This window comes from Terriglobales bacterium, from assembly GCA_035691485.1.
Classification (GTDB): domain Bacteria; phylum Acidobacteriota; class Terriglobia; order Terriglobales; family Acidobacteriaceae; genus JAIQGF01.
In genome coordinates this window covers 34,385-45,828 of the sequence record DASSIZ010000003.1, presented here as the reverse complement: position 1 = coordinate 45,828, position 11,444 = coordinate 34,385, and the positions used below count along the sequence as shown (strand labels likewise).

Annotated in this window: 9 protein-coding genes; 1 reads left to right on the top strand and 8 read right to left on the bottom strand. The window is 60.9% G+C overall.

Annotation, left to right across the window (positions count from 1 at the left end):
* Window positions 1–40: 40 nt before the first annotated feature.
* A complete protein-coding gene (locus VFI82_00335) occupies window positions 41–442 on the top strand; it encodes a helix-turn-helix transcriptional regulator (protein HET7183100.1) in 402 nt (133 codons plus the stop codon).
* 69 nt (window positions 443–511) lie between these two features.
* Here VFI82_00335 and VFI82_00330 read toward each other — a convergent pair whose 3' ends face one another.
* The 8 genes from VFI82_00330 to VFI82_00295 all read right to left on the bottom strand — a co-directional run bounded on the left by VFI82_00330 (window position 512) and on the right by VFI82_00295 (window position 11,301).
* Window positions 512–1,543 carry an NAD-dependent epimerase/dehydratase family protein gene (locus tag VFI82_00330; GenBank protein ID HET7183099.1) on the bottom strand — a complete coding sequence of 344 codons (1,032 nt, stop codon included), beginning with the start codon at window positions 1,541–1,543 and terminating at the stop codon, window positions 512–514.
* A gap of 66 nt (window positions 1,544–1,609) precedes the next feature.
* On the bottom strand, window positions 1,610–3,154 hold the full coding sequence (locus VFI82_00325) for an MraY family glycosyltransferase (protein HET7183098.1): 1,545 nt from the start codon (window positions 3,152–3,154) through the stop codon (window positions 1,610–1,612).
* A 133-nt stretch (window positions 3,155–3,287) separates the two neighbouring features.
* Entirely contained in the window at window positions 3,288–4,574 is a 1,287-nt protein-coding gene (locus tag VFI82_00320) for a glycosyltransferase family 4 protein (GenBank protein ID HET7183097.1), read from the bottom strand.
* Between the two features lie 45 nt (window positions 4,575–4,619).
* Complete coding sequence (locus tag VFI82_00315; protein ID HET7183096.1) at window positions 4,620–6,398, bottom strand: carbamoyltransferase C-terminal domain-containing protein; 1,779 nt, start codon at window positions 6,396–6,398, stop codon at window positions 4,620–4,622.
* Between the two features lie 364 nt (window positions 6,399–6,762).
* Complete coding sequence (locus tag VFI82_00310) at window positions 6,763–7,656, bottom strand: glycosyltransferase family 2 protein (protein ID HET7183095.1); 894 nt, start codon at window positions 7,654–7,656, stop codon at window positions 6,763–6,765.
* A 90-nt stretch (window positions 7,657–7,746) separates the two neighbouring features.
* A complete protein-coding gene (locus VFI82_00305; protein HET7183094.1) occupies window positions 7,747–8,901 on the bottom strand; it encodes a glycosyltransferase in 1,155 nt (384 codons plus the stop codon).
* Window positions 8,902–8,914: 13 nt separating this feature from the next.
* Window positions 8,915–10,234 carry a glycosyltransferase gene (locus VFI82_00300; GenBank protein HET7183093.1) on the bottom strand — a complete coding sequence of 440 codons (1,320 nt, stop codon included), beginning with the start codon at window positions 10,232–10,234 and terminating at the stop codon, window positions 8,915–8,917.
* 44 nt (window positions 10,235–10,278) lie between these two features.
* Complete coding sequence (locus VFI82_00295) at window positions 10,279–11,301, bottom strand: polysaccharide biosynthesis/export family protein (GenBank protein HET7183092.1); 1,023 nt, start codon at window positions 11,299–11,301, stop codon at window positions 10,279–10,281.
* Between the last annotated feature and the right edge of the window lie 143 nt (window positions 11,302–11,444).

The window sequence follows — 11,444 nt, the reverse complement described above, 5'->3', positions numbered from 1 at the left end:
GGAATGTTTTTCTTCTGTGCCCTCGGTGGATGAGTAATGAATCATGGCGAAGAGACGAGGCAAAGGCGCATACATGATCTCCTCCGTCGCGGAGATGTACGGCATTCATCCGCAGACGTTGCGTCTGTACGAGCGCGAGGGGCTGCTCAAGCCGTCGCGCACCGAGGGGAATACGCGTCTTTATACCGACGAGGACTTGGCGCGCCTGGAAGTCATTCTCTCGTTGGCCCGAGATTTGGGCGTCAACATCAGCGGCATTGCCATCATTCTCGACATGCGCGCCCGCATGGAGGAAATGCAGCGCCAGATGCACGAGTTCCTGAATCACTTCCAGCAGGAGATGATTGCGCGCATGAGCCATGCCGACGCCAGCAAAGGCGCGATCATTCCTGTGCGTCGCGGCGTCTCCCCTGTTCCATTCAGCAGCAAGGAAAAAAGATAAGGAATATCCACAAAGCCGCACAGAGGTTCCTCGCGGAACCTTTGTGCAAACTGTGAAGATTGTGGAAATCTACTGCGCTGGGGCCGCGGTTGCCGCCGCCGCTGCCGCTACCGCCATCGCGGGAATTTGGCCCGCTTCGGCGAGTTCGCTTTCGATCCAGCGGTAGGTCACCCGCAGACCTTGCTCCAGTGTGATCGCCGGTTCCCAGCCCAGCACGTTGCGCAGCCGCGTATTGTCGCTGTTACGTCCGCGGACTCCTTGCGGCTTTGAAAGATTGTGGCGAATGCTCAGCGTTTTTCCGGCGATGCGCGCAATCAGTTTCACCAGATCATTCACCGAGATCATGTCGTCGCGCCCCAGATTGAGCGGATCGCGGTATTCCGACGCCATCAGGCGAATCAATCCCTCGACGCAGTCGTCCACGTACATGAACGAGCGCGTCTGCAGCCCGTCGCCCCAAACTTCGATCTGTCCGCCGTCCCTCGCCAGGGCCACCTTGCGCGATATTGCCGCCGGCGCTTTTTCCTTGCCCCCATCGTAGGTACCCAGCGGGCCATAGACGTTGTGGAAGCGGACAATCCGCGTCTCGAACCTGAAATCGTGCCAGTAGTACTGGCACAGCTGCTCGGCGTACAGCTTTTCCCACCCGTAGCCGGGCTCCGGATCGGCGGGATAGGCGTCCTCCTCTTTCAGCGGCGCGATCTCTGCCTCTTTCTGCTTATAGCCGGCGTAAACGCAGGCGGAGGACGAATAGAGAAACTTGCGGATCCCGTTGGCACGGGCTGCTTCCAGCATGTGAGTGTTGATCAGCGTGTTGTTGCGCGCAATATCGGCCAGGGAGGCGGTAATGTAACCGATGCCGCCCATGTCGGCTGCCAGGTTATAGACCTGTCCGATATTGCCGCGCGTCGCCAGCAGGCAGTTGTCCCAGCCGCGCAGGTCGAGAATTTCGAACTCGTCGGCGCTCGTCGGCTCGTATTCCGGCGGCTTGATGTCTACGCCGCGCACCCAACAGCCTTCGGTCTTCAGCCGCTTGACCAGATGATGGCCGATGAACCCACCAGCGCCTGTCACCAGTACGCGTCGCTCAGCACTTGCCAAGTCTTTCCTCCCCCACAACCGCAAAACATGGTGTGCGGCCCGATAAACCGACGCCGCCAAACGCGCTCATGCCTGTGTCTCGAACTGGGGCAACGGCCGCGAGCCCGATACCGCCGCTGCGACAAGCGCCTTTTCTCCCTTGATCTGGTTGCGCGCGGCACGGTCCAGTGCCTTCGCGAGTTCCGCGGGAAAATAGCGCGTCAGCAGGTTGATATCGAACATCAGCGGCTTGTCGGAGTATTCGCGGTAGAGCCGGAACTGGCCTCGCCCCTTGTCGCCGGAGAGCGGCAACTCCATGCGCCAGACGGCGGACGTGCCCAGGACGACAGCCGTCGGCTTGCACCAGGAAAGCCGGATTGCCTCGGGACCGATGCCGTTCCTCACGGCCGGCAGGTACTCGAGTTCGTAGCCGTCGAAATCGTTTTCCTCGAACGTCCGCGCCAGCAGTGCTCGCAGTTTCCTGATGCCGTCGCAATCGCCCAGCTCATCCATGGCGCGGCGCACCGCAAGGTTGTTGACGATGACCTGCTTCTGATCCAGCGTGCGCTTCGCGACGCGCTGAATTTCGAACCATTCGTGATAGCCAAGGTGCTGGACGCCCACCCACATGATTCCGCCGAGCACGGTGAGGACCAGCGCCACCGGCCCGCCGCCCGGCAACAATAAGAAAAGGCTAAGGAGCCCGAAGGCGGCGGACACGGCGTACAGCACCAGGGTCGTCTGGCGCACGGTCAGCCCGCGCTTCAGCAGCTTGTGATGGATATGCTCGCAATCGGCCTGGAAGAGCGGCTTGCCGTTCATGAAACGCCGAACGACGGAGAGCAGTGTCTCCAGGATCGGCAAACCGAAGGAGACCACCGGGATCGCAACCGCCACCATGGTCGGCGATTTCTGCCCATGCAGGGAGAGCGCCCCCAGCATGAAACCGACAAACAGGCTGCCACAGTCGCCTAGGAATATCGTGGCAGGATTGAAATTAAAGCGCAGGAATCCGATCAGTGCGCCCGACAAGGTGGCGGTGATCAGCAATCCGAAATGATTGCCGTTGAGGGCGGAAACCACGAAAACCACGAAGGTGGAGAACAGCGCCGAGCCGGTGGCCAGCCCGTCCACGCCGTCGATTAGGTTGAAAGCGTTGGTAATCCAGAGAATCCAGAAGATGGTGATCACCAGCGATGCCGCCCAGCCGAATGTCGAGGAGCCAAACAGGATGGGCAGAGCGACAATGCGCAACCCGCCGGCAAAGACGATCACGGCGGCGATACCTTGGAAGAAAAATTTCCAATAGGGGCCGATGCCTCGCAGGTCGTCATAGAGGCCGAGCAGGAAAACCAGCGTTCCCGGCACCAGAAGGAAAACCAGGGTGTGCAAGTGGAAGGTCTGGTGCATCGGGTGAAAATAAGCGTAGGAGAGGACAAGGAACAGGGCGACGACGAGGGCGGCATAAATGGCGATGCCGCCGATTCGCGGCAACGCCGAGGTGTGGATGTGACGCTCCGCGTCCGGAAGCGAAACGAATCCGCGCTTGACCGCTGAATTCCGTACGTATCGGGTGAGCGCAAATGAAAGCAACAGAGCAATGGCAAAACTGCTCAGGCTGATTACGAACACCTAGGGCGCTCCTCTAAGTTTTCCAACTTGATCTGCACCGTAGTTGTTTGGATCGTACCGTAGCCTCTCGTGGATGTCGCAGGCTAAGTCGAGCATGAACCAAGTTGCGCAAGGGTTCTGTGAAGTGTGCGATTCAGGCGCGCGCTTCGCTGGTTGCCAAGGCCTCGCGCACTACATCGAGCATTCGAGAGATGAGAACCTGGTGCGAAAATTTTTCCGCGAAGCTGACATGACGTGGATTTGCGCGATGCGGAACAGCGGCGGCGTCGAGAATTTTTTCGACCACGCCTTCCACGTCTCCGTTATTCGCCCTGTAGGTTTGGCTGCTGTTCAGCTCCGCGAGGAGATCGGTGATGTGGCTTGGCGAAGGGCCGATGTAGAGAACTGGAGCTCCGACGCGCAGAACGTTGTAAATCTTGCACGGATGGATAATGCCGACGAAGGGTTCCCCCATGACGACGAGGTGAAGGTCGGCTGCCGAAAGCGACGCTCCCAGTTCTTCCAGCGGCTGATAGGGCAGGAAAATCAGGTTGCGCAGGTTTTGCTGGCGCGCGATTTCCCGCAGGCGGCGATGTTCGCTGCCTCCGCCCACGAAGCAGAAGACGATGCGCGGATCAGATTCGAGGCGACGCGCTGCTTCGATCACAGTGTCCAGCGGATGGCAGGGACTGTGGTTTCCGGAATACATCACCACAAACTTACCCGCCAGGCCGTGCTGTGCGCGAAACTCCCCGGAGGCAGCCGCATCGAAACTCACCGGCTCGTGGGTCCACGGCGAGATGACGTCGATCTTGTCGGCGGCAAGTCCCTTGGCGATCATTCGCTCTTTCATGAAATCGTCGAGGGCGACGATGCGAGTGGCCCGGTGCATGCTTTGCAGCTGCATGCTGGAGAGCACGCGGCCCGGGAGCGACCGCTCGCGAAGCCAGCCCGCGGCGATGGCCTCGTCGGGATTCAGGTCCATGGCCCAGAACAGCAGCGCCCCCGTTTTCTTCAACGGCAACAACAAAGACCCGAGGAAGGAAATCAATGGCGGCGAGGTGAGCGCAATGGTGAGGTCGTGATGTTGCAGCAGGGCGGCGCGCGCGGCGCAGGCGGCCATGTAGGTGCCGAAATCAGCGGCGCGGCGCCATCGCGCCCCTTTGCCAAATGCAGTTCCGCTGACGCGGATGATTTGCATACCACGCCACGCTTCACGCGCCGGGAATTCCCTGGAAGGATCGTCGTAAGCGTGCGCGCCGGTCAGAACCGTGACCCGGTAGCCGGCCCCCACCAGCGCGACCGCCAGATCGGCGGCGTGCTGCGCCGTGGAAACAACGTCAGGATAAAACGTCTGGTTCAGAATGAGGATGCTGCGGCCGCAGCCGGCTGCGAAATCTACGTTCGCCACTGCCTCGGGAATTTGGGCTGTTGCCGCCACTCTATTCGGTATCCGGTTCCCGCGTTTGGGCGGGGCTCCTCAACATCAGTGCTCGACCATGTAATCGCCGAGAAAAAGTTTGTCCATGCGGGTGCGCTGGAAACAGCTGAGCGCCTCCTGTGGTGTACACACGATTGGCTCGTCTTCGTTGAAGGAAGTGTTGAGCACCACGGGAACGCCCGTGATCTCCTCGAAGTCGCGGATCAGGTCATAGTAGCGCGCGTTCGTGGAGCGCGACACGGTCTGCAGCCGTCCCGAACCGTCGACGTGGGTCACCGCCGGGATCTGCGCCCGCTTGTCTTCTTTGACCTGGTAAACCATCAACATGCTGGGCGCGGGGTGCGACTGCTCGAAGTACTCGGAGACGCGTTCTTCCAGGATGGAGGGCGCGAATGGCCGAAACGGTTCCCGCTTCTTGATGCGCGCATTGAGGATGTCTTTCATTTCGGCGCGGCGCGGATCGACCACGATGCTGCGGTTTCCCAGCGCGCGCGGTCCAAACTCCATGCGGCCCTGGAACCAACCCACGATCTGGCCTTCGGCAATGGCGCGTGCCGCCATGCGCGTCACGCACTCCGGTTGCAGGCGAGTGTGGCGCAAGCCGGAATCGCGTACCGCGGATTCGATGTGACCGTTCTCGTACCCCGGCCCGGTGTAGGCGTGGTCCATCACGTAAGCGCGCGGCTGGTGCAGTTGCAGGTGATAGAGGTAGTAGCAAACACCGACCGCGGTGCCCGCGTCACCGGCGGCCGGCTGCGCATAGATCTGCTTGAACGGCGTATGCAACAGGATTTTGCCGTTCATCACCGAGTTAAAGGCCACGCCACCGGACAGGCACAGGCGGTCGCTGCCCGTCTGATCGTACAGGTGTTGCAGAACATGGAAACTCACTTCCTCCAGCCGCGCCTGCAGCGATGCCGCGATGTCCTCGTGATGTGAACGCATCGGCCCACCCTTCTCGCGAGCCGGGCCGAAGGTTTCGATGAACTTGTCGGAGAAGATGCGGCCAACCGTGGGTGAGCCCTCGTCCCACGTCATGTCGACGCCCTCGGAGTGATGCAGGAAGTAGTCGAGGTTCAGCTGGAAGCGGCCGTCCTTCTCGGTGGTGACGATGTCGCGAAACTGATCGAGGAACCGCGGCTTGCCGTAGGGTGCCAGCCCCATCACCTTGCCTTCATCGCCATAGTGCGGGAAGCCGAGAAACTGGGTGGTGGCGGTGTAGACGCAGCCCATCGAGTGGGGAAACTCGATCTCGCCCAGAACCTGCATCTTCACACCCTCTCCAAGGCCCCACATGGTGCTGATGAAGTCGCCGAAGCCGTCGATGGAAAGGATGGCGGCGCGGTCGAAATCCGAGACCAGGAAACAGCTCGCCATGTGCGCCTTGTGGTGCTCCACGTTATGAAACTGGGCGCGGAAGCTGTCGCTGGTGATGCCGAGCCCGCGTGCCAATTCATCTTTCAGGCTGCGCACTTTCGCGGCGTTCGCCAGGCGCGTGCCGATCAGGTTGCCGACTTTGGTCAGCCGCGTCAGGGAAAACAGGATCTTTTTGTGCAGGTTTGCCGATGGATCGCGCGAGATGCCGATGTGGTCCAGGTCCGAGGCCTTGATGCCTGCTTCTTCCAGGCAATAGCGCACGGCGAGAGTTGGAAAGCCGGCGCAGTGCTTCTTGCGGTTGAAGCGCTCTTCCTCCACCGCGGCCACCAGGTGGCCGTCTTTGACCAAGGCAGCCGCGGCATCACCGTGGTAGGCGTTTATCCCCAGGATGTACAAACATTCTCCTCGGCGCGAAACCTGCTTCGCCACCTGAGATTGTTCGAACATTGTAGGAAAAGGAGACCGCGTGCGTAATGCCGGAAAAGGTACGTGAGCGTTGTTCTCAACGTCCGGCGACGATCGACCACAAAAAATATCCGAGAACAACGACCACGCCGAACAACACGGCATTCTTCAATTCACGCTGGTAGGGGCGGATCCACCGCTTGTAAAAAGATCGGGACCGTTGACGTCGCTTGCGGCGCACATGTTCGTGGTGCCCGGGGATTCCAGAACCCAAGTCTCCGCGGTCCGGGGACGCAGGAGTGTCAATGGCGCGTGAAGGCATCATGAAATTGATTTTTTCCTGCGCGATGTGAAGCGATCTGCGAGCGAGAATAGCACGAAACTGGCGGTGGAAATCTTGCGTGTTCTACCGGCGTTTGCGGAGTTCGTAGATTTTCACGTCGATCATCAAGCGGAACCAGCAGCCCTGGAGAAAATGAAACACCAGGCCCTGGCGGCCGTCGAGAAATCCCAGGCGAAAGATATAGCGGTAGACCCAGTAGAGAAACGGGCGGACAAACAGCGGCCAGCGGCCATAAAAACTTTCTCGCAGCCATCGGCGGCGCTGAATGGGATTGCCGAATGCGTCTGGGCTCACGCGGTCGGGGGCGCGTTCTCCTCCTAATGCTTCCCGGGCTTCCAATTCCGCCCAGCGGAGGTGACGCAGCGTCCACTGGTCGAGGTCGGAGGTCAGGACGTCAACGTAGTCGTGGCGGAGCGCTACGGTTTTTCCCGGAACAACGAAATGCTGATCGTACAAGCGCTGTTCACAACTGCCGCGGTCCTTGCGAAACAATCGCAGGTGGTACGCCGGATAATGCCCCCCGTGGCGGATCCAGCGGCCCATGAAGACAGTGCGCTTGCGAAACAGAAAACCGTCAACGCCGGCGGGAGGAGTTCGCAGCGTGCTGTTGATCTCGACGACCAGCTCCGGGGTAAGACGCTCATCGGAATCCAGGTGCAGTACCCAGTCAGCCTGGAGCGGCAGGTTGTGCTGCGCCCAGTTACGCTGCGCGGAGTAGTTTTCGAATGGGTGCTCCACCACCACCGCGCCCGCGGCGGCGGCGATCTCGCGGGTGCGATCGGTGCTGCCGGAATCGACGACGAATAATTCGCAAGCGAGTCCTTGCAGGCTGGCCAGGCAATCGGGCAAATTGCGTTCCTCGTCGCAGGCCAGGATCACGACGGAAACAGCCGCGGGCGGCACGGTGCGATCGCTGGCGGCGGACAATTCGGTCGCAATCAGATTCCTGGTAGGCAAAACTCCCCCGCGACGAACAATTCGCTAACTAGTACCACAGGCCGTGACGGCGCCGCAATCGTCGAGTTTCGAAATCGCACCCGCGCTCCTCTATGTGGCGGCAGCAGTCGCGCCTTTTTCCGCCAGCAACTCCCGATAAACAGCAACCATGCGCGCGCCAATTGTGTCCCAGGAGAAATCTTGCTGCATCCACTCACGCCCGCGCCGGCCCATCTCGCGCAAAGGCATCGAGCGAAGTTGCGTGATGGCGGAAGCCAGGCTCTCCGGACTGTTCTCCACCCAGCGGCCACAGCCTTTTCGTTCCACCGCCTGCCACGGGGTACCGCGACTGGCAATGACCGGCACCGCGCGCGCCAGCGCTTCGGCAACCACGAGGGCAAAATTTTCCGTGAACGACGGCACCATGCAGATGTCGGCCTGCCAATAGACGCGCTCCTTGGCATCGTCGCGCACCTCGCCCGTCATGGTCGCCATCTCGTCCAGGCCGAGGCGGTGAACCCGCGCCTCAATGGAACGCAAGTAAGCCTCTTCTCCGCTGCCGGCAATCGTGAGCACCGAGGGAAAATCGAGGCGCGCGCAGGCGTCCAGCAGGTTTTCAATTCCTTTCTTCGGGTCGATGCGGCCGATGAAGAGCAAACGCAACGGACCCTTGCTCTCCTCGTGCGAGACAGCCGCGGGGATCTCGATTCCGTTAGGAATCAGCTCGGCGCGGGCGGCGGGAAATTTCCGCAGGCTCTCGATGCTTTCCTGCTCGCTGGTGACGTGAAGAACGAGGTGGTTAGTGGCCAGGCCTCGCGCGACCAACTCCCAAATCGCTTTAACGTTCGGCCGTCGCGAGCCGGTCCAACGCTGGAGCGCTCCCCGCGGCGACCACACCACTGGCTTGCGGTGCCGGCGCGCCATGGCAAGGGTTGGGAAAGTCGTGAAATTGTATACGGCGGTGAGATGAACTACGTCGGCCCAGCGGACATAATCCGGCAGCACGCGCAGCAATTCCGGGGAGACGGAGTGGCGCACGCGGCGCGGGCAATAGCGTACGGATATGCCGTCGCCAAGCCGATGTTCGCGTGCGGTATCTACCGGCAGGACCGCGCCGAGTCCGTTGGCATTGGTGGTGAGTACCCGAACTTCGCAACCCTGGCGCGCCAAGGCGTTCGTCAACGCATACACGGATTGGATGGGACCGCCGTAACTGTGCGCCGGATAGAACGACGGGACCACATGCACGATTTTGATCGGCGGCATCGACATGTAATCGCTAGCGGGCCCGCGCGCTGAGCGCTCCTTCTGCAGCTACAGTGCGATCGAACACCGCCGCCAAACGCTGCGACATGGCGCGCGCCGTGTATTGTTCGAACGCTTTCCAATCCGTTTTCGGCTGCAACTCGGCCGGCGCCCGGAGAAGTGCGGTCAGCCACGAGCGAATCTCGGCGACCCTGTGCGCGGGCGGATCATTCACGTTGTCAAACGGGATCACTGTCCCGGCGCGGGTCTCGGCCGCAATCCGCACCACGCTGCTCTCCCGATGAAAGATTGCCAGGAGCGGCTTTTGCGAAAGAATGTAAGGAAAAAGCTTGGAGGCGGTGTAGTGCGGCGCGTCCGACCCCAGCAACATGACAGCGTCAGATTCGAGCAGGATCTGGAGCGCATCAAGGTAAGGCACGCGCGCGGCGCGTTCCGAGACCAACCCGGCAACTCCGGCTTCCCCGGCGGCCGCCATCACCTGCCCGGCTGGTTTCGATGCGTAACTCGTGCCGACAAAATGCAGGCGCAACCGGCCGAACAACTGCGGGTCTTCCGTCATTCCGAGTCGAACCGCGTCGAACAGGGCGCGCAATGCCCCATTCATGCCCGGAATGTACACGCCGGCGTAGGAAAGATGAACCATGCCGTCGTCGCTGCTGAATACCTGGTTGGATCGCGGATGACGACGGACATAATCAATGTCTCCGGGTTCCACGCCCAGCGGAATTTCGGTTGTTCCTACCCCGTTCAACCATGGATAGCGTCGCGCGACGAAATCGGTGGTGCCTTGAGAAACGCCTGTGAGGTGTGCGGCCCGCCGCAGCGTGAATGGTTCCATCCGCTTGGCAATGGCATTGAACAGCTTCCACTTGGGCGGACGCTCGTGCTTCGGCCTGCCGGCGTAATAGTCGGTCACCCACGGATCCTGGTAGTCCACGACGTACGGGATCCGGTAGCGCTGGAAAGCGAAGCGGCCAAGCACCATGGTCGGGTAGGGCGGGACGGAAAAGAACAGCAGGTCGATCTTTCGGCGCGCGCAGATGCTGCGAATCGCCTTCCACTGTTGGCGCAAGGAACGCAGTCCCAAGTCGCCGATGCCGAACTTCCGCGTCCAGGCCGGAGAAGCCGCAGGCGTGCGAATTACTTCCAGGTCGCTAAGCAGGAGCTTCTCGTTTTCCGGGTCCGTGACTTGTTCGTAGCGGCTCGGATCGACCGACACCACCACCGGGTTCCACCCGAATTCTCGCAGGTGACGCACCAGGAAACGCAGGCGCAGCGCTGGAGGAGTGCTGCTGGGCACAAAGTCGGGCCCGACGACCAGGACGGTTCTCATGCGGATCGGGCGCGGAAACGGGGATGTCGCCGAATAGTGGCTCCTTAGAACCGGTACAAGGCGAGGTTGGTGAGCATGCTCAAGACCGAACCTGAGCCGCGTTCCATGGCGGACTTGCCGCGGCTGCCCGGCACGAACACGATGTCGTTGGCCTCGACCGTAACGTCACCCGCCTTGGCCTGCATGATTTTCTTCAGATCCACGTCCTTGCTCTCCAGGCCCTTGGGCGTCTGCCGGATCAAACGAGTGTGACTGAGTTGCGCCAGGTGGGTCGGACCGGCGGCCGCCGCCATGATTTGCAACAAGCTCGGACTCTGCGTGCTGTCGAGAACAAAGGCGCCCGGGCGATTCACCTCACCGATGACGTACACTACGCCCGCCGCTGAAACCGTGATCGTGTCGCCGGGTTGAATTTCGATGTTGGCCTCGCCCGTCCCCTCATTATTCCTGATAGGAACCACGATCGGCTTGTCCGGTTCCTTGGAGTGGGCGATGGTGGCGGTCCTGCCGGCTCGCGGCGTGAGCCCGCCCGCGATCAGGAACACGTCAAACAGCCGCCGCGCATTCAGCGCCGAATAAATGCCGGGATGATTCACCTCCCCCAGTACCGAGATGCCCTGCGTCGTGTACTCCTTGATGTAGACATTCACATGAGCGTTCCGCAAATAGCCGCCCGCTTCGTACATCTTGTTGAGTTCGGCTTGCGCCGCGTCAGAGGTCAACCCCGCGATGTGAAACTTTCCGATCAGCGGCAGGTAAACATCTCCGCTGCCTTCCACGCGGAAGTGCGTGTTCAACTCCGGCACGCCGTACGCTGACAAGTCTCCTTCATCACCGGGACCGATCAGCATTTCCGCTGGAGTCGCCGAAGCCGGAGACGAGATCTGCATGTGCGCCGGCGACCGGTCGGCGGTCGATGGATTGGCGTTGCCGTTGTTTGACGGTTGCGCCTGCTGGCTTTGAGACGGCGCCGAGGGCTGCTGCGGCTCTTGTGCGCATGCCGGCAACATCCCGGCGATGACTACAACAATCCCAACGCGGCGATTCCAGGCAGGGAGCAGCGACATTATGCTACCTCGTTGCAAAACGGGTCGGTTTCCGGAACAGGTTGAGTCATTCTAGACAACTGTCGAGACAACGTAAACAGAAGCTGGAAAGATTCCTGTGAGTATTCGGATTCGAGCCCAAGCTCAGCCTTTCCCAGGTTTGC

Bases quoted from the DNA above. Each gene is read 5' to 3' on its own strand.
- VFI82_00300 (HET7183093.1), bottom strand. From the start codon at position 10,234: ATGAGAACCGTCCTGGTCGTCGGGCCCGACTTTGTGCCCAGCAGCACT.
- VFI82_00295 (HET7183092.1), bottom strand. From the start codon at position 11,301: ATGTCGCTGCTCCCTGCCTGGAATCGCCGCGTTGGGATTGTTGTAGTC.
- VFI82_00305 (HET7183094.1), bottom strand. From the start codon at position 8,901: ATGCCGCCGATCAAAATCGTGCATGTGGTCCCGTCGTTCTATCCGGCG.
- VFI82_00315 (HET7183096.1), bottom strand. From the start codon at position 6,398: ATGTTCGAACAATCTCAGGTGGCGAAGCAGGTTTCGCGCCGAGGAGAA.